Annotated in this window: 20 protein-coding genes; 12 read left to right on the top strand and 8 right to left on the bottom strand. The window is 34.0% G+C overall.

Features of this window, described 5'->3' with window-relative positions; translation table 11 throughout:
• Positions 1–91 precede the first annotated feature (91 nt).
• Together ACTJIW_RS10460 and ACTJIW_RS10455 are read right to left on the bottom strand one after the other, a co-directional pair.
• Positions 92–811, bottom strand: a complete 720-nt coding sequence (locus tag ACTJIW_RS10460; protein ID WP_012022670.1) for a LytR/AlgR family response regulator transcription factor — start codon at positions 809–811, stop codon at positions 92–94.
• Positions 774–1,535, bottom strand: a complete 762-nt coding sequence (locus tag ACTJIW_RS10455; protein WP_012022671.1) for a sensor histidine kinase — start codon at positions 1,533–1,535, stop codon at positions 774–776. The genes ACTJIW_RS10460 and ACTJIW_RS10455 overlap by 38 nt, the downstream gene beginning before the upstream one ends.
• Positions 1,536–1,755: 220 nt before the next feature.
• On the opposite strand from ACTJIW_RS10455, the gene ACTJIW_RS10450 reads away from it, so the two are divergent.
• From ACTJIW_RS10450 to rpoN, 4 genes are all read left to right on the top strand, one after another.
• Positions 1,756–4,122 carry an efflux RND transporter permease subunit gene (locus ACTJIW_RS10450; RefSeq protein ID WP_440716122.1) on the top strand — a complete coding sequence of 789 codons (2,367 nt, stop codon included), beginning with the start codon at positions 1,756–1,758 and terminating at the stop codon, positions 4,120–4,122.
• Positions 4,123–4,224: 102 nt separating this feature from the next.
• Positions 4,225–5,031, top strand: coding sequence for a tetratricopeptide repeat protein (locus ACTJIW_RS10445; RefSeq protein ID WP_440716123.1), 807 nt, complete (start codon positions 4,225–4,227; stop codon positions 5,029–5,031).
• Positions 5,032–5,221: 190 nt separating this feature from the next.
• Positions 5,222–6,667: an asparagine--tRNA ligase gene (gene asnS, locus ACTJIW_RS10440; protein WP_012022674.1), complete on the top strand. Its 1,446-nt coding sequence runs from the start codon at positions 5,222–5,224 to the stop codon at positions 6,665–6,667.
• Positions 6,668–6,760: 93 nt separating this feature from the next.
• Entirely contained in the window at positions 6,761–8,221 is a 1,461-nt protein-coding gene (gene rpoN / locus ACTJIW_RS10435; RefSeq protein ID WP_012022675.1) for an RNA polymerase factor sigma-54, read from the top strand.
• A gap of 368 nt (positions 8,222–8,589) precedes the next feature.
• Here the strand turns inward: rpoN and ACTJIW_RS10430 are convergent, their stop codons facing one another.
• Together ACTJIW_RS10430 and ACTJIW_RS10425 are read right to left on the bottom strand one after the other, a co-directional pair.
• Positions 8,590–9,027 (bottom strand): hypothetical protein, encoded by a 438-nt coding sequence (locus tag ACTJIW_RS10430; RefSeq protein ID WP_012022676.1) that lies wholly within the window; start codon positions 9,025–9,027, stop codon positions 8,590–8,592.
• 37 nt (positions 9,028–9,064) lie between these two features.
• A complete protein-coding gene (locus ACTJIW_RS10425; protein WP_012022677.1) occupies positions 9,065–9,649 on the bottom strand; it encodes a thymidine kinase in 585 nt (194 codons plus the stop codon).
• A 245-nt stretch (positions 9,650–9,894) separates the two neighbouring features.
• Between ACTJIW_RS10425 and ACTJIW_RS10420 the strand changes: the two genes are divergently transcribed.
• The 8 genes from ACTJIW_RS10420 (at position 9,895) to ACTJIW_RS10385 (ending at position 18,032) form a co-directional block, all read left to right on the top strand.
• Positions 9,895–10,914 carry a hypothetical protein gene (locus tag ACTJIW_RS10420; RefSeq protein ID WP_440716124.1) on the top strand — a complete coding sequence of 340 codons (1,020 nt, stop codon included), beginning with the start codon at positions 9,895–9,897 and terminating at the stop codon, positions 10,912–10,914.
• Positions 10,915–10,950: 36 nt separating this feature from the next.
• Positions 10,951–11,667 carry a 16S rRNA (cytidine(1402)-2'-O)-methyltransferase gene (gene rsmI, locus ACTJIW_RS10415; protein WP_012022679.1) on the top strand — a complete coding sequence of 239 codons (717 nt, stop codon included), beginning with the start codon at positions 10,951–10,953 and terminating at the stop codon, positions 11,665–11,667.
• Between the two features lie 75 nt (positions 11,668–11,742).
• On the top strand, positions 11,743–12,087 hold the full coding sequence (locus ACTJIW_RS10410; protein ID WP_440716125.1) for a HopJ type III effector protein: 345 nt from the start codon (positions 11,743–11,745) through the stop codon (positions 12,085–12,087).
• A 322-nt stretch (positions 12,088–12,409) separates the two neighbouring features.
• A complete protein-coding gene (gene recJ / locus ACTJIW_RS10405) occupies positions 12,410–14,116 on the top strand; it encodes a single-stranded-DNA-specific exonuclease RecJ (RefSeq protein ID WP_440716126.1) in 1,707 nt (568 codons plus the stop codon).
• Positions 14,103–15,386, top strand: a complete 1,284-nt coding sequence (locus ACTJIW_RS10400; protein WP_440716127.1) for an MFS transporter — start codon at positions 14,103–14,105, stop codon at positions 15,384–15,386. The genes recJ and ACTJIW_RS10400 overlap by 14 nt, the downstream gene beginning before the upstream one ends.
• Positions 15,387–16,301 (top strand): alpha/beta fold hydrolase, encoded by a 915-nt coding sequence (locus ACTJIW_RS10395; protein WP_440716128.1) that lies wholly within the window; start codon positions 15,387–15,389, stop codon positions 16,299–16,301. It abuts the gene before it with no gap.
• Positions 16,302–16,380: 79 nt separating this feature from the next.
• Positions 16,381–16,737, top strand: coding sequence for a hypothetical protein (locus ACTJIW_RS10390; RefSeq protein ID WP_012022683.1), 357 nt, complete (start codon positions 16,381–16,383; stop codon positions 16,735–16,737).
• Positions 16,738–16,820: 83 nt separating this feature from the next.
• Positions 16,821–18,032, top strand: coding sequence for a cytochrome c3 family protein (locus ACTJIW_RS10385; protein WP_440716129.1), 1,212 nt, complete (start codon positions 16,821–16,823; stop codon positions 18,030–18,032).
• Here ACTJIW_RS10385 and ACTJIW_RS10380 read toward each other — a convergent pair whose 3' ends face one another.
• The 4 genes from ACTJIW_RS10380 to ACTJIW_RS10365 form a co-directional block, all read right to left on the bottom strand.
• Entirely contained in the window at positions 18,033–18,776 is a 744-nt protein-coding gene (locus ACTJIW_RS10380; protein ID WP_440716130.1) for a UDP-2,3-diacylglucosamine diphosphatase, read from the bottom strand.
• Positions 18,777–18,848: 72 nt separating this feature from the next.
• A complete protein-coding gene (locus ACTJIW_RS10375; RefSeq protein WP_012022686.1) occupies positions 18,849–19,301 on the bottom strand; it encodes a 6-pyruvoyl trahydropterin synthase family protein in 453 nt (150 codons plus the stop codon).
• 32 nt (positions 19,302–19,333) lie between these two features.
• Entirely contained in the window at positions 19,334–19,510 is a 177-nt protein-coding gene (locus tag ACTJIW_RS10370) for a hypothetical protein (RefSeq protein ID WP_012022687.1), read from the bottom strand.
• A gap of 90 nt (positions 19,511–19,600) precedes the next feature.
• Positions 19,601–20,365 (bottom strand): enoyl-CoA hydratase/isomerase family protein, encoded by a 765-nt coding sequence (locus ACTJIW_RS10365; RefSeq protein WP_440716131.1) that lies wholly within the window; start codon positions 20,363–20,365, stop codon positions 19,601–19,603.
• Between the last annotated feature and the right edge of the window lie 59 nt (positions 20,366–20,424).

The raw sequence follows: 20,424 nt of genomic DNA, 5'->3' as shown, positions 1-20,424 counted from the left end.
CCGCAAATATCAGAACTGAGTTTTAAGTGAAAAAGCAAATTACAAGCTAATTTTGAATGTATGTAACAAGTCGGAAAAACTTTGTAATAAGTTATAATTTTACCTTTTTCAAAAAATCAGAACGATACGTTTCGCTCAGAATTAGAGATGTATTTTTATTATTTTCTTCTAAATGATGAAGCACAATTTCGTTATGGTTAAAGAATTTTATCGCCTTTACCGCAACAATTTCTTTTTTATTGATTCTGCAGAAATCAGCATCGGGTAATTCTTGTAAAAGCGTATCAAATTTTACGTTTTTCAAATTCAGTAAACTTCCATCTGCAAGCAAAACCGTTTTGTCACGACTATCACTTGATGCTGTTGTGATATATTGGATTTTATTAAAATACAGCAGCGTTTTTCCTTTGTCTGTATTGAGCTGAATAAACTTTTTTGAATTATCAGTTTTATCGAAACGTTCAAAAGCTTTGGAAACCGCTTTTTGAAGACGTTCTAATTTTACAGGTTTTGTGATATAATCTACAGCATCAATATTAAAAGCATCGGCAGCATAATCTTTATAAGCTGTACAAAAAATCACTAATTTATTCTCAAGTATTTCGGCTAGATGCAGGCCGTCCATTCCCGGCATTTCGATATCAGAAATTAAGAGATCAAAATCCAGATCTGGAATATCAGATAAAAGTTTCTCAGGATTATTAAATGTTTTTACAATTTCCAGTTCAGGAATTTGTTCGCAAAGCATTTTTAAATAGGTCAATCCCGGAAGTTCATCGTCCAGAAGCAAGCATTTCAGTTTTGTATTCAAGTAAATCTATTTTAAGATGAGCAATATAAACGTCGTTTTCAATAAACTTATCGAGTTTAAAATTATTCTTGTAAATAATTCGCAGACGATGTTCTAAAGTAGCATGGCCAAAACCACTTCTCTCTTTTTTGAGTACTTTTTTATCGGATATTTTATTAGAAACCGTCATAAAAAAAGCATTGTCTTTAAACTCAAAAACCACCGAAATAAAAGCATCGGCACTTTGAAGATCTGCGTGTTTAAAAGCATTTTCAATTAAATCAATAGAAATGAGAGGTGCTAACAAAGGCTGATCGTATAATTTATCATCTTCATTAATATTTGTCTTAATCTTCAATTCAAAAAGCGGACTAATTTTAATTTTATTGATTTCGATTAAATTGAGTGCAAAATTAATTTCTTCTTTTGCAGTCACGAATTTCTTTTTGCTTTCGTATAAAATATAATCCAAAACATTCGCCAGTTTGTCTAAAGCAAAATAGGTCTGGTACGCATGTGACTGAATCGAATTTAAAATATTCTTAAACAAATGCGGATTGAGTTTCGATTCTAAATTTTCCAGCTGAAGATCGTTAACTTTTACTTCAAGCGCATAAAAACTCTTTTCGGCATCTTCTTTTGCTTTTTTGGACTGCATTAATTGATACATCATAAAACAAATGATGACGATTAACAGTAAAAGAATTGCTAAAAAAATAAAAGTCGTAGTGTTGTTTTCCTGCATGTTTTTCTATTTTTCTACAGATTTAATTTGAATTCTTTTTGCCTTTCAAAATCAAAATTCACTACAAATATGAGAAAAGCTAGCGGTTCTATAACAAAAACCAAGAAAATTATCATTAATAACAAACTTTCATTTTAGTGTTAACGTTAAGTAAAATACAATTGATTATAGATGATTTCGAGCACTTTTCACTACATTTGCATCCATTTTTAAAGATTTTATGAAAAACGCTGTCCAAGTTGGATTTTGGGAAAAATTAGCCCGAATCATACTTAAAAACCGAATTACGATTCTGGTTATACTTTCTGCTTTAACTATTTTCTTTGGTTATCAGTGGAAGAATCTTTCTATGACTTATACAGAAGCCAACCTGCTTCCAAAAGATCATATTGCAAATAAAGATTATCAAAAATTTCTAGACAAATTTGGTGAAGAAGGAAACCTGATTGTTATTGGTTTTAAAGACCCTAAATTCTTTACACCAAAGAATTATGCTGCCTGGACTGAATTAATGAATGGTTTAAAAAAAGCCAAAGAAGTTGATTTAGTAATTTCTCTAAATGATTTAAAAAAGCTTGAAAAAGACACTGTAAATCAAAAGTTTGTTTTAGCGCCGTTTATCGACGAAAGTAAAGTACTTGATGCTGATTATTTAAAAAGTGTTCAATACGATTTGTTTCACAATCTTCCTTTTTATGAAGGATTATTGTTTAACAAAGAAAGCGGAAGTGTACGTTCTGCAATTTACATGAACAAAGCGCTGGTAAATACTGCTGAAAGAAAGACTTTTATCTTAAATGATTTAGTTCCGAAAATCGATAAATTCGAAAAAACAACCGGAATTGATCTTAAAGTTTCTGGAATGCCTTACATCCGTACGATTAATGCGGATAACATGAAAGGCGAAATCGGACTTTTTATTGGAGCGTCTTTATTGACTGTTTCTTTAATTTTCTTTTTCTTCTTCCGTTCGTTCAGAGCTACGTTTATTTCGATCTGTATTTTGATTGTCGGCGTAACGTGGTCGTTTGGAACACTTGGATTATTTGGTTACAAAATCACGATTTTAACGGCTATTATTCCACCGCTGATTATTGTAATCGGAATTACAAACTGTATTTTCCTGATTAATAAATACCAGCAGGAAATTAAACTGCATAACAATCAGGCAAAAGCATTACAGCGTGTTATTTCAAAAATTGGGCATTCAACTTTTATGACCAATTTAACTGCTGCAATTGGTTTTGCAACCTTGATGATTACCGGAAACGAACTGCTTTTTGAGTTTGGATTGGTAACTTCTATCAACGTGCTTTCTGTTTATACTTTGACACTTTTTATCGTGCCTATTATTTACAGTTTTATGCCTTTGCCAAAAGCAAAACATTTATACCATTTAGACAAAACTTATATTTCGACACTTTTAAATACAGTAACAACTATAGTCAAAGGAAAAAAGACAATTGTTTACTGCATTTATGCTGTTCTGTTTCTTGTGAGTTTGAATGGAATCAGGCAAATGAAAGTTTCAGGAAGTTTGATTGGTGAAATGCCAAAAAGCGCTTCTTTCTTTAAAGATATTTTATTTTACGAAAAAGAATTCAACGGTGTTATGCCTCTTGAAATCATGATTGACACCAAAAAGAAAAAAGGTGTCATGAAACCGGCGACAATTCGTAAAATGGATGAATTACAAAATACTATTTCTGAAATTCCAGAATTGGCGAAACCAGTTTCTGTTGTCAATTTGGTTAAATATGCAAAACAGGCTTTCTACAACGGAAACCCTGAATATTATCAATTGCCAACTTCTCAGGAACAGACTTTTATTTTGGGTTATGCTAAAAATGCAACCAAAAACAGTAAAGAGAATTTAATGAAAGCTTACGTTGATTCAACAGGACAATACGCGCGAATCACAACTTTCATGAAAGATATTGGAACAGATGAAATGGCAAAAGTAGAAGGAAAACTTCGCAAAAAAATTGATGAAATTTTCCCGAAAGACCGTTATGAAGTTACAATTACCGGAAAAGCTTTAGTTTTCCAGAAAGGAACAACTTATCTCGCGCATAACTTAATCGAATCATTATTGTTTGCGATTTTGACAATTGCAATTTTAATGCTGTATTTATTCCGTTCGTTCAAAATGGTAGCAGCTTCTTTGATTACAAATATTTTACCGCTTTGTATCACTTCGGGGTTAATGGGTTATTTCGGAATTCCGTTAAAACCTTCGACGATTTTGGTATTCAGTATCGCTTTCGGAATCTCGGTTGATAATGCCATTCAGTTTATGGCGAAATACAAAGATGAATTGACTCAAAATAAAGGAAAAGTAAAAAAATCTGTTTTTAGCGCTTTAAGAGAAACCGGAGTAAGTACATTCTACACTTCAATCGTGTTGATCCTAGGTTTTGCAACTTTTACATTATCAAGCTTCAGCGGAACAATTGCGTTAGGAGGATTAATTTCTTGTACTTTGGTTTTTGCAATGTTTGCTAACTTGGTGGTATTGCCTTCGCTGGTTTTAACTTTTGAGAAGAAGAAAACTAAAAAAGAAGAATTGGAGAATTTGGAGAAATAATTTTTCATCCAATAAAATATCCGCCACGAATTCACGAATTATTTGTTTTTATTCGTGAATTCGTGGCTTATAAATTTACACGAATACAAAAGTCAATCAAGTATGAAAAGAATAATATTGGTAATTCTTATTTTAAGTATAAATTTAGCATTCTCTCAAAGCTATTTTGAAGGTAAAAATTTATACTGCAAATCTGAGAATCCTGAATCTATGAAGCTTTTTAATCTTGGAATCGAAACTCTTTATCTCAATAAGTCTTTAGATAAAAAATATCTTAATATTACATCAAAAGTTTTTTTGGATGCATATAAAAAAGACACAACATTTTGCGACGCATTATTCTTCACAGGATATACTTTACGATTATTAAATAATAAAAATGCTTTGCTTTGTTATATGTTGGCTGACAGTTTATATAATAAGTCAATTGAATTCAAAACTAATCTTGCTGCAGAATGCTTACGATACGCCAATGAAAAAACCATACCAATTGCACGAAAAAAATATACTGAAATAATTCAACTATTTCCTGAAAATCCTGAGGGGTATTATGGTTTTGCGGTTACCTCACCTTTTTTAGGTGATTATGAAAAAGGATTAGAGAATATAAATACTGCAATACAGAAATACATCGCCATAAATCCAAAATTGAAAAATGATGTATTATTCTTAAAAGGGATTTTATTATCATTGAATAAAAGATATGAAGATGCTCTTCCTTTTTTAGAAAATATCTCATCAACTTATAAGAAAGATTTTAATTTTAGGGTTCATTATTCACTTTGCTTACTGAAAGTTTCGGAAATAAGAAAAGATGAAAAAATCAAGGAAAAGGCTCAAAAAATTTATGAAAAAATAGAAGACAAGAATCAAATTCCTGATGACATAAAACAAGAATTTGTATTTTAAAGAAACTCAATCTTGTGCTTTCTTTTGAAACCGAATGCCCTAGCCCTGATCGCAGCGGTATCCTTTCTATTTTTTCTTTAAAAATAGAAAGATATAGCGAAGAGCAGGAAACAGCTTCAAAAATTAATTATTATCGATTATATTTGCAGTTGTTCAAACGAATATTATTTAATATCAATTATATATAAAAATGAAACACACAAAAGTTAGAGACTTATTAAACAGTACGACGACGTTACAGGAAGTGAATGCAAAAGGATGGGTGAGAACTTTTAGAAATAATCAGTTCATCGCTTTAAATGACGGTTCTACAATTAATAATATACAATGTGTTGTTGACTTTGAAAATACTCCAGAAGAGACTTTAAAAAGAATCACTACTGGAGCTGCAGTTTCTGTAATTGGAACTTTGGTTGAAAGTAAAGGTGCAGGTCAGAAATACGAAATTCAGGTGAACAAACTTGAAATTCTTGGAGATTCTGATGCTGAGAAATTCCCTATGCAGCCTAAAAAACACTCTTTAGAATTTTTACGTGAAAACGCTCACTTGCGCGTACGTACAAATGCTTTTGGTGCAATTATGCGTGTACGTTCGGTATTGTCTTATGCTGTTCACAGTTATTTCCAGCAAAAAGGTTTTGTGTACGTAAACACGCCAATTATTACTGGAGCTGATGCTGAAGGTGCTGGAGAAATGTTCCAAGTTACTTCTTTGCCTTTGGATAATCTTCCAAAAAATGAAGAAGGAAACATTGACTTCAAAAAAGATTTCTTTGGAAAACACACAAACTTAACGGTTTCTGGACAGTTAGAAGGTGAAACTTTTGCTATGGCTTTGGGTCAAATTTATACTTTTGGACCAACGTTTAGAGCGGAGAATTCAAACACTTCTCGTCACTTGGCAGAATTCTGGATGATCGAGCCTGAAGTTGCTTTCAACGACCTTGACGATAACATGGATTTGGCTGAAGATTTTATTCAGTATGTAATTAAATATGCTTTAGACAACTGTAAAGACGATTTGAAATTCTTAGAAGGAAGACTTCTTGAAGAAGAAAAATCTAAACCGCAGGCAGAAAGAAGCGAAATGGCTTTGTTAGAGAAATTGAACTTTGTTTTAGAAAACAACTTCAAACGTGTTTCTTATACAGAAGCAATTGACATTTTAAGAGATTCAACTCCAAATAAAAAGAAGAAATTCCAGTATTTAATCAACGAATGGGGAGCTGATTTACAGTCAGAACACGAGCGTTTCCTAGTTGAAAAACACTTTAAATGTCCGGTAATTTTATACGATTACCCAGCAAACATCAAGGCGTTTTACATGCGTTTGAACGACAATACAGAACCGGGAAGAGAAACAGTTCGTGCAATGGATATCCTTTTCCCTGGAATTGGAGAAATCGTTGGTGGTTCTGAAAGAGAAGAGCGTTACGATGTTCTTGTCGAAAAAATGGAAAAACTTGGAATTGACAAAGAAGAATTATACTGGTATTTAGACACCAGAAGATTTGGATCAGCAACTCACGCAGGTTTCGGTTTAGGATTTGAGCGTTTGGTATTGTTTGTAACTGGAATGACAAACATTAGAGACGTAATTCCTTTCCCAAGAACTCCTGGAAGTGCTGAGTTTTAAAAAAAAGTTTAATCGGTTAATCGTTCATTCGGTTAACCGATTTTCACGAAACAACGGTTTGACAATTAAACAAATAAACGATTAAACATTATAATGCTAAAGCAATTTTTAAATTTAAAATTATCCCAAAAATTATCTCCACAGCAAATTCAGCTGATGAAGTTAATTCAATTGCCTACGCAAGCTTTTGAACAGCGTTTATTAGAAGAAATGAACGAAAATCCAGCTTTGGAAGCTGGTAAAGAAGACGATTACGAAGCTGATGAATACGCTAATGAAGACTATGACGATTATGATGATGCAGAATCAGACAGAATCGAAGCAGATGACATTAACATTGACGAATATCTAAGCGACGACGATACTCCTGATTACAAAACTCAGGTAAACAATTACAGCGACGACGAAGAGCGCGAAACACCTTTTGCGGCTCCTATCAGTTTTCATCAGGATTTAATCAATCAGCTGAATACTTTTATTTTAAACGATGAAGAACGCGAAATTGCTGAATTCCTTGTGGGAAGTATTGATGATATGGGTTATATCCGCAGAAGTATTCCGGATATCGTAGACGACATGGCTTTTACTCAGGGAATTTATACTGATGAAGCAATGGTCGAGAAAATGATGACGGTAATTCACGAACTAGAACCTTCGGGTGTCGGCGCACGTGATTTACAGGAATGTTTACTGCTTCAGTTAAAACATAAAACACCAACAGAATATGTTGATTTAGCAATTGATATTATCGAAAATCAGTTTGATGCTTTTACAAAGAAACACTACGATAAACTTTTACAGAAATACAGCGTTTCTAATGAACAGCTTAAAAAAGCCATTCACGAAATTGAAAGACTGAACCCGAAACCGGGAGGATCTTTTGCCGGAAATAATAAGGTTACAGAAAATGTAGTTCCGGATTTTGCCATCAGAATTGTTGACGGTGAATTGGAATTGACTTTAAATGGAAGAAATGCTCCTTCCCTGCACGTTTCTAAAGATTATCAGGAGATGATGCAGACGTATAAAGAATCGAAAGATAAATCGACTGCACAGAAAGATGCGGTTCAGTTTATCAAACAAAAACTAGATTCTGCAAAATGGTTTATCGACGCAATCAGACAGCGTCAGGAAACTCTTTTTGTAACCATGAATGCAATTATGCATTATCAGGAAGAATATTTCTTAGACGGCGACGAAACCAAACTAAAACCAATGATCTTAAAAGACATTGCGGATATGGTTGGTTTGGATATTTCGACTATCTCGCGTGTTGCCAACAGTAAATATGTAGAAACTCCATACGGAACCAAACTTATTAAAGAGTTTTTCTCTGAGGCTATGAAAAACGATCAGGGTGAAGATGTTTCAACTCTTGAAATCAAAAAGATTCTTCAAAACACAATTGAGGAAGAAGATAAGAGAAAACCGCTTCCAGATGATCAATTAGCCGAAATATTAAAAGAAAAAGGGTATCCAATTGCAAGAAGAACAATCGCTAAATACCGAGAACAATTAGATATTCCGGTTGCGAGAATGAGAAAGAAGATTTAAGGTTTTTCTAAACCATATAGAAATATAAGCTCATTTAAATAACAACCCCGATAGTTTTCGAAAACTATCGGGGTTTGTTTTTATCAATTAGTTAAAATTAAATAATATTCAATATTCCGTAGGAATATCTCGTTGGTAGAAAAAAAATATAAGCGGTATTTAGGTTGTGTCCTGTAAGGACACTTCTATTTATAAATAAATATCTCGAACCGTAATCAAACGTTCCTACGGAACGTATATCTGTGACCCTAATTATAAAAATTCTGCCAACCAGACATTTCTACGGAATGAATATATGTTTTTAAACAAAAAACCCGACAGGTTTTTGAAACCTGTCGGGTTTAACAACGTCTTTTAAAACGCTAAAATCATTTATATTGATCTGGTAAAATTGTTATATCAAATAAAAAAGCTTTCTTTTTATCGCTGTAACTATAAACCAAAGTATAATCATTATCTCTAAAAACCTGTAATCCCGGATTTGCTTTAGCAGTACTCAGCAAACTTTTTTCAATTTCTTCTTGTATCACATCAGTTTCGGCTGTCGCTTTTTCTACATTTGTCAATGTCAAATTATACTGAACAACTCTTTCTTTTGTAAGAGTAACATTTTCTAAACGAATACCTTCCTGAATTTTAAGCGGACAGCTTTTATTGTATTTTTCAACCAGTTCTGTTACTTCGGTTTTCACTTCATCTGATTTTTCAGAAAGAAAGAACTGAAAAAAAACTGCCAGTGCAAGTGCAATTCCAATTACAACTAATAATAAAACATTCTGTTTTCTTTTATTCTGTTTTTCCTCCATTGTTTATTGAAATTTTAAATAAATATAAAAACTGCTTTTACTGATTTTTTTTCATTGCATTAAAATACGCTGCACGGCTAAGCGGCTCATATTCCTCGGTTTCACCAAGCATTACAAGCTTATCATTATCTGTTTTTCTAAAACTATAATTAGCCAGATTTCCGGTTCTGGTACAAACAGCATGGACTTTCGTAACATATTCTGCTGTTGCCATAAGTGCCGGCATTGGTCCAAATGGATTTCCCTTAAAATCCATGTCAAGTCCAGCCACGATTACACGAACACCGCGATTTGCGAGATCATTACAAACTGTTACAATTTCATCATCAAAAAACTGAGCCTCATCAATGCCGACAACATCGCATCCCTGCGCCAAAATAGAAATATTGGCTGCAGCCGGAACCGGGGTTGAACGAATTTCATTAGCATCATGCGACACTACCATTTCGTCATGATAACGGGTATCGATAGCGGGTTTGAAGATTTCAACTCTTTGTTTGGCAAACTGTGCGCGCTTTAATCTGCGGATTAATTCTTCGGTTTTACCCGAAAACATTGATCCACAAATAACTTCAATCCAACCAAATTGTTCTTTGTGATTTACTGTATTTTCGAGAAACATTTTGTATTTTTCTGCCTTTAAAAATGAATAGTTTTTATTACTTTGTACTGGTAATAAATCGACGTAAAAATGTATTGTTTTACATTTTTTCAAAAGTAGAAAATTTTTATCAAACGGGAGATTGGCAAACGCTTATTAACAGAAATAAAAAATATCTTTAAAATATCTTTAAGATTTATTCAAGAATAAAGACATTCAAGCATTAAATACACTAAAATACCTTATTCACTATAATTTCAACAGTCATGAAAAAAAAATTGGAAGCCGATTTAATCAGCATTGCACATCGAATTTTAAAGCTTAAGAACAAATCCGATATCAATCAATTATATCTTGAAACTCAGAAATTATATGAGAAATTAGCGATTTTAAAATTTGTAGATGAGAATTTCGACGAGGTAAAACCAACAATCAGCCACAGCGAAATCAGCGCTGAAATTGAAACCATCTTTGAAAACAAAACCATTTCTGAAGAAATTCTTCCGACTGAAACTGCGATCGAGAATCCAATTCAGGCTGAAGAAGTTGAAATTGAAAAAACTCCGGAACCTGTTGTAATTGAAGAAACACCTGTTGCGGAAGAACCTGTTCTTGAAGAACCTGTTGCTGCTGTTCCTGAAGAAATAACTCCTGAGCCTGCAGAAGAAATTACAGAAGAACCAAAAGCACCCGAAATTGAAGAACCGGAAGTTAATGAAGAAGTTGAAAAAACAGAAGAACCTAAAAGCAATATTGGAGAACTTTCGTTTACAACAGTCAGTGATTTAAAACCAATTCCGGATTTTAAACCTGCTTTTGAATTAGATCTTGAAGAAATTAAAGAGGAAGTTAAAGAAGAGCCTAAAATTGAACCAAAATCAACTCCAATTCCAATTGCGTTTGAAGATTTTGGAATTAATTATGCTGATGCACAATTTGTAAAAGTAGACAGCTTTGAGCCTGTTTCTTCAAACAATGATTTAAAAGAACAAAAAAGCGCTCCGGTTTTAGAAACTTCAAGAGAACCAAAATCAGTTTCCTTAAACGACAAACTGGCAAAAGGTTTTCATATTGATTTGAACGATCGAATTGCTTTTACTAAAAACCTTTTCGGAAACAGTACTGAAGATTACAGCCGTGTTTTAAACCAGTTATTAACTTTTGATTCTTATGCCGAAGCAAAAGATTTTATTGAAAACATGGTAAAACCAGATTATAACAATTGGGAAGGAAAAGACGATTACGCAGAACGTTTTCTTGGAATTATCGAGAAAAAATTCGCATAACTTTTCACTCACATTTTACATTTCACATAAAAAAATATGTCAAAATTATATATCGTTCCAACGCCAATTGGCAATCTTGAAGACATGACTTTTAGAGCCATTCGGGTTTTAAAAGAAGTCGATTTGATTTTGGCTGAAGACACCCGAACAAGCGGTAAACTCTTAAAGCATTTCGAAATTGGCACGCACATGCACAGCCATCACATGCACAACGAGCATAAAACTACCGAAAATTTAATTGCCCGTTTGAAAGCCGGCGAGACTATCGCTTTAATTTCAGATGCAGGAACTCCGGCAATTTCAGATCCTGGTTTTTTGCTGACACGTGCTTGTGTCGAAAACAAAATTGAAGTAGAATGTCTTCCGGGCGCAACGGCTTTTGTTCCCGCTCTTGTAAACAGCGGACTTCCTAATGACAAATTTGTTTTTGAAGGTTTTCTGCCTGATAAAAAAGGACGTCAGACTCGTTTTTTGGCTTTAGCCGAAGAAACCAGAACGATGATTTTATACGTTTCTCCGCATAAACTCGTTAAGACTTTAGCCGAATTTGTGCAATATTTTGGAGAGGACAGACAAGTCTGCGTTTCGAGAGAATTATCAAAATTACACGAAGAAAATGTACGCGGAACAGCAAAAGAAGTTCTGGCGCATTTTGAAAAAACAGCACCACGCGGCGAAATCGTCGTTGTTGTTGCCGGAAAAACCATAACAAAAGAAGCTAAGAAAAGTAAATTTTCGAAGGACGAAGAATAATTTTCGCCACGAATTTCACAAATTAGCACGAATTAAATTTGTGAAATTTGCGACAAAAAACTAACACATAATAACATGAGCATTCAAGCCTTTTTAGAAAAAGTAAAACAAACACCAACACTAATTACATTTCCGGAAACTATCGCAGTAATAGAGGAAAACTACAACTTTACTCCAACTGCTTTTCAAAACGGAACACAACATAATGCGGCAGGAGAAAATTCAGGTTCTTGTAAATTATTTTCTTTCGCAAAACTGCAAAACTTAAGTAAAGGAGAAACTTTGGCTTGTTTTGGAGCATTTTATTTTGATGAAGTTTTAGGCGACCCAAACGGAACGAATCACCAAAACATTAGAAATTTCATCAACTTAGGCTGGGACGGAATTAAGTTTGAAGGAAACGCATTAGAAGAAAAATAACATTTGTCCGGCTGAGCGAAGTCGAAGCCCTTTTTATACAAAATATTTCTGCCACAGATTTAAAGGATTAGAAATTGAGAATTAAAAATCTGCGTGAAAAAATTAAACACATAGAAACATAGATTTTTGTTTGTGAATAAAAGAAATTAGAAAGAAACTAGTTTCTAACACATAAAGCTATGTGAATTTATGCAAGTGAAACGCCTTTTTTAAGTTTCCAACAAGCTATGATTCTATGTGTTTAAAAAAAATTACCAATCAGATTAAACGATTTCAGAAATCTACAATCTAAAATCAATAATCTAAAATCTAAAATCAACCCATGCGTTGGACTTTAAAACCAAAGCCTTCTGAAGAGAAAATCAAACATTTGGCGCAGGCCTTAAATGTAGAAGATTTTGTAGCAACGCTTTTGATTCAGCGCGGCATTGAAACATTTGAAGATGCTAAAAATTTCTTCCGTCCGTCTTTAGAACATCTTCACGATCCGTATTTGATGAAAGATATGGATAAAGCCGTTGCAAGAATTGAACGCGCCATTGAAAATCAGGAAAATATTATGGTTTTTGGCGATTATGATGTCGACGGAACAACAGCAGTTTCTTTGGTTTCATCATATTTAAAATCGCATTATCCTCACATTGCAACTTACATTCCAGATCGTTACGACGAAGGTTACGGAATCTCCTATAAAGGAATTGACTATGCAGACGATAACGGAATTTCGTTAATTATCGCTCTCGACTGCGGTATCAAATCGATCGATCATATCGCTTATGCAAAAGCCAAAAATATCGATTTCATTGTCTGCGATCACCACAGGCCCGGAGAAATTCTACCGGATGCTGTTGCCGTTTTAGATCCAAAAAGAGAAGACTGCTCCTACCCTTACGATGAGTTGTGTGGTTGCGGCGTTGGTTTTAAACTGATTCAGGCTTTAGGTCAAAACCGAAATGAAACAATTGAAGATTTAGTTCCGTATCTCGATCTGGTTGCTACTGCAATTGCGGCCGATATCGTTCCGATTACAGGAGAAAACCGCGTTCTGGCTTATTTTGGGCTGAAGGTAATTAACAGCGAACCGAGACCAGGCATTAAAGCTTTGGTACATCAGGTAAAAAAGAAAGTTTTAGATATTACTGATGTCGTTTTTATTATTTCGCCACGAATTAATGCTGCGGGAAGAATCAAACACGGCAATCACGCTGTCGAATTACTAACCGAATTTGATTTAGAACAAGCACAGCAATTCGCCTCAGAAATTGAACAATACAATGCTGATAGAAAAGATTTAGACAAAAAAATCACCAAAGAAGCTTTTCAGCAGATTTTACAAAATAACGAAGAAGAACGTTTTTCTACTGTCGTTTTTCAGGAAGACTGGCACAAAGGCGTTATTGGAATTGTAGCTTCAAGATTAATAGAAACCTATTATCGACCGACTTTGGTTTTTACTAAAAGCGGCGACAAATATGCTGCTTCTGCAAGGTCTGTAAAAGGATTTGATGTTTACAACGCACTTGATGCGTGTTCAGAACATTTGGAACAATTTGGAGGCCACATGTACGCAGCGGGAATGACTTTAAAAGCCGAAAATTATCAGCTTTTTAAAGATGCTTTTGAGAAATGCGTGCAGGAAACCATTCAACCCGAAATGCGAACTCCAGAAATCGAAATTGATGCCGAAATTGACTTTTCGGACATTACCCCAAAACTAATTCGGATTCTAAAACAATTTGAGCCTTTTGGCCCGCAGAATATGACTCCGGTTTTTATGACTAAAGACATTAAAGACACTGGTTATGCTAAAACTCTGGGCGCAGAAGAAGAGCATTTGAGACTTTTCGTTAAACAATCTCTCGGAACCGACGGAATCGCTGCAATTGGCTTTGGACTCGGAAAAAAATTAAATATAGCACAAAATCAAAACCCGTTTCAGCTGGCTTATACAATTGCCGAAAATGAATGGAACGGTAACATTTCAACTCAGCTTATGCTGAAAGACATTAGAACAGATGGAAGAGATTAAATCGAACAAACCTGATCCGTATCAGGCATTGCGTTATAGAGAATTCAACGTATTTTTATTATTGCGTTTTGCGATGGTTTTTGCCTGGTCGATGCAGTTTATTGTAATCGAATGGGAAGTTTACAGCTTAACTAAAAATCCGCTTTCGCTTGGAATTATTGGTTTAATGGAAGTTATTCCGGCTGTTGGAATGGCATTGTTTGCTGGACATATTGTAGACCAGAAAGAAAAGAAAGGATTATTGGTAAAATGTATTTTAGGATTCTCGATAATCAGTTTTGGTCTATTTTTACTGACTTGGCCAAAAGTTGTTGGCGGCTGGTCTTCAAATATAATTCTATATTCAATTTACGCTTTAGTATTTTTTGGAGGCTTGGTTCGTGCTTTTATGGGACCAACTATCTTCTCTCTTTTATCTTTAATTATTCCTAAAAAAGTATACCCAAATGCCGCAACCTGGAGCAGTTCGGTTTGGCAGATTGGAGCTGTAATGGGTCCAGCATTGGCAGGATTCTCAATTAACTGGATTGGTGTTCACTGGTCAATGTGTTTGGTTTTCGGATTCTCAATTCTTTCTTTAATTGCTTTATCGCAAATCAGTGCAAAACCAATCATCAATCCGAAGATTGGAGAATCAATTAAAGACAGCCTTACAGAAGGTTTAACTTTCGTCTTTAAAAACAAAATTGTTTTGGGTGCATTATCACTTGATATGATTGCAGTACTTTTTGGAGGAGCCGTTGCATTACTGCCCGTTTTTGCTCAGGATATTTTAAAAGTAGGTTCTGAAGGCTTTGGAATTTTAAGAGCTGCTCCTGCTGTGGGCGCTTTTATTACAATGATTATTTCGGCTTATGTACCTCTATATAAAAATGCAGGAAAGAAACTTTTAATTGCCATATTTGTTTTTGGATTATCAATCATTCTATTTGGTCTTTCAACTTATTTCTGGCTTTCTGTTTTTGCTTTATTCTTAAGTGGATTAGCTGACGGAATTTCAGTAGTTATCCGCCAAACGATTTTACAGCTTAAAACTCCGGATCATATGCGCGGACGTGTTGGTGCTGTAAATTCAATTTTTGTTGGATCTTCTAATGAATTAGGTGCTTTTGAAAGCGGTGCAACAGCTAAATTAATGGGCGCTGTAACATCGGTTGTTTTTGGTGGAAGTGTTACACTTTTAACTGTTGTTTTCACTGCATTAAAATCGCCGACTTTTAGAAATTTAGATTTGAAAAGAGATATGGATGAACATCATAAATTGGAATAGATGAAGTCATTTTTTGTTTCTTTTTTTCTCATGTTTTGCTTTTTCGCAAATGCACAAAACCTGTATATCAAAACGTACGGAAATGAAAAGAACAAACCCGTAATTTTTATTCATGGAGGCCCAAGCGGTAATGCAACTTTGTTTGAAGGAACGACAGCTCAAAAACTGGCCGATCAGGGATTTTATGTTATTGCATACGATCGTCGCGGCGAAGGAAGATCGGCAGATCCTGACGCAAAATTTACTTATGAAGAAGCTTTTCAGGATTTAAATTTTATTTACAAAATATACAATTTAAAGAAAGCTGTTTTACTCAGCCATAGTTTTGGCGGTTTGGTTGCGACACTTTATGCTAATAAATATCCGCAAAATGTGAGTGCTTTGGTTTTAGCAGGTGCTTTGTTTTCACAGCAGGAAACGTACGATCATATTTTAAATACACTGAAGAAAAAATACAACAATGATTCTGAACAATTAAAAAGAATACACGTTGTAGAAAATCTTGATAAAAATTCGGCTGAATATCGAAAAAAATGTTTTGAACTCGCAGGAGAAAACGGCTTTTTTAAAATGCCAAATCCAACTGTAGAATCTAAAAAGCTATATACCGATTATGAAACCGGGGAATTCTATAAAACCAATATTCGAAACAAAAATGCACCTTTACTTTTTTATCAAAACGAAAAGCAAAACAATATTGACAGCAGACCATTTTTAAAGAAAATAAAAGCTGCTGGAGTTCCTATTTATGGAATTTATGGGAAACAAGACGGCATTTTTTCATCGGCACAAATTAAATCCATTAAAGATCTGACTGGCGAAAAACACTTCGCTTTTCTAGATAATTGTTCTCATTATTTATTTGTAGACCAGCAAAAAGAATTTCTTGATAACATAAAAAAATGGCTTAAATAATCTTTTTCATTTTTTATGAATTTTTTATTTAGAATTAATATAAATAATATTTATATTTGTTGGAATAAAAGGATTAACGATGAGAGAAATAGAACAGATATATCATAACAATTTTGGAATTGCCTTTTACTGGAAACAAAACAGCCAAACTATTCTTGACAAAGTTCAATTGGTTTTTAAAGAAACAGGCTTTTATTTTACAATTTCCGAATTGAATCAGTTTTGTGATTTAATTGAAGACAGCCTTCTTGAAAACACCTGCTGTGAAGCTTGCGAAATGAAATATTCCTGCCATAAATTTTTATTGAAAACGCCATGCAATTCGATAGATCTTGCCGTTTCTATGACCGAATTAAAATCGATTAAAGATTTAGTCGAAGGTTCTTTGTTTAAAATTGAACTTGATGAATATGTCTACGGAGTTGGACTAAACTAAGAATTATTCTAAATAAATTAACACTATTTTTTCATTATTGAAATATATTTTGTTTGTATTCAAAATAAAGTATATTTACGACAATGAAAAATATCTGCATTCTTATTGCTTTTATGGTTTTGTCGGTTTTCTTAACAAACTGCACAAACAAATCAGATGAATACATTGATCCGCGTGGTACTAACTATGCCGGTTCAGAAAGCTGTATTCAATGTCATAAAGCAGAATCAGAATCTGCTTTTCACAGTTCACATTTTAAAGCAACTTCTCCCGCTCTTAAAGAAAACGTTTTGGGTCATTTTTCGAAAGGAAAAAACACTTTTGTATATGACAAAAACACCAAACTGGTGATGGAAGAGCGAAACGATACTTTATATCAGGTTTTGTATAAAAACAATAAAGAAGTAGAAGCTTATCCTTTTGAGGTTTTATTTGGTGTTAAACATGCTCAAACCAGTGCATATTGGAAGAATCATTACACATACGAATTGCCTGTTTCTTATTATAAATCTTTGAACAGCTGGGCTACAAGTCCGGGATATTCGGCAACTGTACCAAATTTTGAGAGAAAGATTGAAAAAGAATGTTACGGCTGTCATAGTTCAAACATAGCAAGCAGATATATTACAACGAGTTCAGACAGCATTACGTTCACGAACATGGAAGTAGAAGACTTTATGAACTCAAAAACGTTAATCTATGGCATAGACTGCGAGCGATGCCACGGCCCGGCAAAAAAACATGTGCAGACTCATTTAAAGTTTCCTGATTTAAAACTGGCACAGGATATTGTTTCTTTTAAAAAATTAACCCGACAACAAAAAATAGATGCCTGTGCAATTTGTCATTCAGGAAATGATAAACTAAAAATAAAATCTCGTTTTGAGTTTAGACCCGGCGATAATCTTCTGGATTATTTTAGAGGCGTTCCGGGATCAAATGATAATAAAGTTTACGATGTTCACGGTAATCAGCTTGGATTATTATCACAAAGTAAATGTTTCAAGAAAAACGAAACTATGACTTGTATGAACTGTCACAATCCGCATGAGAATACTTCTAAAAGCATGGTTTCGTATTCTAAAATCTGCATGAGCTGTCATCAGGATTCAAAACACACTCCAGAAACCCTAAAAACTGCATCAAGAACAGCAATGGCAGAAAATTGCATAGAATGCCATATGCCAAAACAGGATTCAAATGCTATTCGTTTTCAGCAGTCAAATACTGCTGCAATATCTAGTTATTCTTTACGAACACACAAAATTGGAATTTACCCGGCTAATAAGAAGTAATTATTTCTTGTATTCCTTAAGTTCGAAAGTCTCTCCGTCGAAAACGCCATAAGTAAAGTAGCCAATCCAGTCGCCCAGGTTAACATACTCGGAATTTTCGCCAACTGGACGAATCATTGGTAAATGACGATGCCCAAAAATAAAATAATTATAATGTTTGGTTTCTAGTTTTCGCTTAGCGTACAAGATAAGCCATTCTTTTTCTTCACCTAAAAACTTAATGTCTTCATCTCCAGAAATCAATTTATTTTTAACTGATAGATATTGCGCTAGACTAACGCCAACATCTGGATGAAGCCAGCGGAAAAGCCATTTTGAAAACGGATTTGTAAATACCTTTTTCATTCTTTTATACCCTTTATCGCCTGGACCTTTTCCGTCTCCGTGACCAATTAGAAAGGTCTTCCCGTTAAAAGTAAATTCTTTGTTATCGTGATAAACTGGAATATTCAATTCGGTTTCAAAATAATCATTCATCCAAAGATCATGATTTCCAACAAAAAAATAAATAGGAATACCGCTGTCGCGAATTTCAGCCAGTTTACCTAAAATTCGAACAAATCCTTTTGGTACGACGGTTTTATATTCGAACCAAAAATCAAATAAATCTCCTAATAAAAAAATTGCTTCTGCATCTTCTTTAACCTCATCAAGCCAGGCTACGAATTTCTTTTCGCGCGGTAAACTCAATTCTGGAGTCGGCGCACCAAAATGCTGATCTGAAGCAAAATATATTTTTTTCATTTAAATTGTTAGATTGTTAGACTTCTTAGATTTTTAAACAACTAAGATAAAATCTTTTAACTTTGGACTTTTTTACAAATTATCAGATGCGTACCATTCTGCAAACGAAGATTCTGTTTCCTGAAGTTTTAATGAGAAAAGAGAAATTCCAACAGGCAGACGGTTTTTAATTCTTTCTGCAAAATCTACAACCATGTTTTCACTCGTTGGCTGATAATCAACTAAAATAACATGATGGCCGCGATTTTTTAATTCATTTGCCAATTCTATATGCGGTGTCGTTTGGTTAAAAACAGTCGCATGATCAAACTGATCGACGATTTCTTCTTTTACAATTTTCTTTAGATCAGAAAAGTCAATTACCATTCCGAACTTTACATTCGATCGGTCTGTAATTGGCGAACCAATAACCGTTACCGATAATTTATAACTGTGCCCGTGAACGTTTTTGCATTTTCCGTCGTAACCGTACAATGCATGCCCGGTTTCGAAGCTAAATTGTTTTGTAATTCTGATATTACTCATCGATTTTTAATTTAAGGTTGCAAATTTACAAATTAATAACCGTTTTTATCTCTTTTTTTAGCACGGTTATACATCCACAAGGCAATTCCTCCTAAAACCAGAAACGGAATGAAAGATCCAATAACAACTCCTATTTGGTAACTGCTGTCTGGCGCGTGTTTTATTTTTTCTGCAACATCGACATTTTGAAATAGTGAAATGATAGTCATGTTCAATAATTTATATAGTGAAAAATTGTTTTTAAAATGTTTTTCAAAACTATGTTACTATTTCTCTAAAATCAATGACTTATATCATACCTATTTTTTAAACTGTAACAAAGCATTTCTGCTGAAATCAGATAAAACGAGTTTACCTGTAATAGCAGCACGTTCGAACAAAAGAGATTCCCATTGTTCTGTACCTTCCCAGATAATCTTTTTCATTTCTTTTAAAGCTTCGGGATTGTATGAACTTAATTTTTGCGCAAAACTCTCAACTTCGGCATCAAGGTTTTCAGCATTGCTTAAAACAGAATATAATCCTTTTTGAAAAGCCCAATCTGCCGATTTCCATGCGTGCGCTGCCAAAGTCATTTCAGACATTGCGGTTTTACCTATTTTTCGTGAAACTGCCGGTTCGATCACAAAAGGTCCAATGCCAATGGCAAGTTCTGATAATTTTACATCACTTTCTGGAGTTGCAAAAACATAATCGCAGGCAGAAATAATTCCTACGCCGCCCCCAACAGCTTTTCCCTGAACACGGCCAATAATCAGCTTATTACAATTACGCATTGCATTTATTAAATGTGCAAAACCAGAGAAAAATTCAGTTCCCTGTTCTTCATTTTCTACTTGCAAAAGTTCATCAAACGAAGCGCCTGAACAAAATGTTTTTGCACCTTCACTTTTTAATATAATTACCGAAACTTTTTCATTTCGGCTTAATTCATTAATTTCAGATGTAAGTCGGTCCAATAATTCACGCGGGAAAGAATTACTTGCCGGATGCCCAAACTGCACCGTCGCAATTGTATTTTGAAAAGAGGTTTCTAAAGAACCCTTTATAATTTCTGAACTCATAAAAACAGTTTTAATGTAAAGTTACGCTTTTGAAAAATATTTTACCTGATAGGTTTCTA

It is taken from the genome of Flavobacterium sp. 22659 (assembly GCF_052044235.1).
In the GTDB taxonomy this organism is placed as follows: domain Bacteria; phylum Bacteroidota; class Bacteroidia; order Flavobacteriales; family Flavobacteriaceae; genus Flavobacterium; species Flavobacterium johnsoniae.
The sequence above is the reverse complement of the archived record's forward strand: the minus strand, read 5'-3'. Positions and strand labels throughout refer to the sequence as shown.

What these genes read in the sequence shown, in the direction of transcription:
- ACTJIW_RS10410 (WP_440716125.1), top strand. Translation starts at nt 11,743, where the DNA reads ATGAGCATTCAAGCCTTTTTAGAAAAAGTAAAACAAACACCAACACTA.
- ACTJIW_RS10425 (WP_012022677.1), bottom strand. Translation starts at nt 9,649, where the DNA reads ATGTTTCTCGAAAATACAGTAAATCACAAAGAACAATTTGGTTGGATT.
- ACTJIW_RS10445 (WP_440716123.1), top strand. Translation starts at nt 4,225, where the DNA reads ATGAAAAGAATAATATTGGTAATTCTTATTTTAAGTATAAATTTAGCA.
- ACTJIW_RS10420 (WP_440716124.1), top strand. Translation starts at nt 9,895, where the DNA reads ATGAAAAAAAAATTGGAAGCCGATTTAATCAGCATTGCACATCGAATT.
- ACTJIW_RS10365 (WP_440716131.1), bottom strand. Translation starts at nt 20,365, where the DNA reads ATGAGTTCAGAAATTATAAAGGGTTCTTTAGAAACCTCTTTTCAAAAT.
- rpoN (WP_012022675.1), top strand. Translation starts at nt 6,761, where the DNA reads ATGCTAAAGCAATTTTTAAATTTAAAATTATCCCAAAAATTATCTCCA.
- ACTJIW_RS10455 (WP_012022671.1), bottom strand. Translation starts at nt 1,535, where the DNA reads ATGCAGGAAAACAACACTACGACTTTTATTTTTTTAGCAATTCTTTTA.
- ACTJIW_RS10385 (WP_440716129.1), top strand. Translation starts at nt 16,821, where the DNA reads ATGAAAAATATCTGCATTCTTATTGCTTTTATGGTTTTGTCGGTTTTC.
- ACTJIW_RS10400 (WP_440716127.1), top strand. Translation starts at nt 14,103, where the DNA reads ATGGAAGAGATTAAATCGAACAAACCTGATCCGTATCAGGCATTGCGT.
- ACTJIW_RS10430 (WP_012022676.1), bottom strand. Translation starts at nt 9,027, where the DNA reads ATGGAGGAAAAACAGAATAAAAGAAAACAGAATGTTTTATTATTAGTT.
- ACTJIW_RS10380 (WP_440716130.1), bottom strand. Translation starts at nt 18,776, where the DNA reads ATGAAAAAAATATATTTTGCTTCAGATCAGCATTTTGGTGCGCCGACT.
- ACTJIW_RS10390 (WP_012022683.1), top strand. Translation starts at nt 16,381, where the DNA reads ATGAGAGAAATAGAACAGATATATCATAACAATTTTGGAATTGCCTTT.
- ACTJIW_RS10375 (WP_012022686.1), bottom strand. Translation starts at nt 19,301, where the DNA reads ATGAGTAATATCAGAATTACAAAACAATTTAGCTTCGAAACCGGGCAT.
- ACTJIW_RS10450 (WP_440716122.1), top strand. Translation starts at nt 1,756, where the DNA reads ATGAAAAACGCTGTCCAAGTTGGATTTTGGGAAAAATTAGCCCGAATC.
- ACTJIW_RS10370 (WP_012022687.1), bottom strand. Translation starts at nt 19,510, where the DNA reads ATGACTATCATTTCACTATTTCAAAATGTCGATGTTGCAGAAAAAATA.
- asnS (WP_012022674.1), top strand. Translation starts at nt 5,222, where the DNA reads ATGAAACACACAAAAGTTAGAGACTTATTAAACAGTACGACGACGTTA.
- rsmI (WP_012022679.1), top strand. Translation starts at nt 10,951, where the DNA reads ATGTCAAAATTATATATCGTTCCAACGCCAATTGGCAATCTTGAAGAC.
- recJ (WP_440716126.1), top strand. Translation starts at nt 12,410, where the DNA reads ATGCGTTGGACTTTAAAACCAAAGCCTTCTGAAGAGAAAATCAAACAT.
- ACTJIW_RS10395 (WP_440716128.1), top strand. Translation starts at nt 15,387, where the DNA reads ATGAAGTCATTTTTTGTTTCTTTTTTTCTCATGTTTTGCTTTTTCGCA.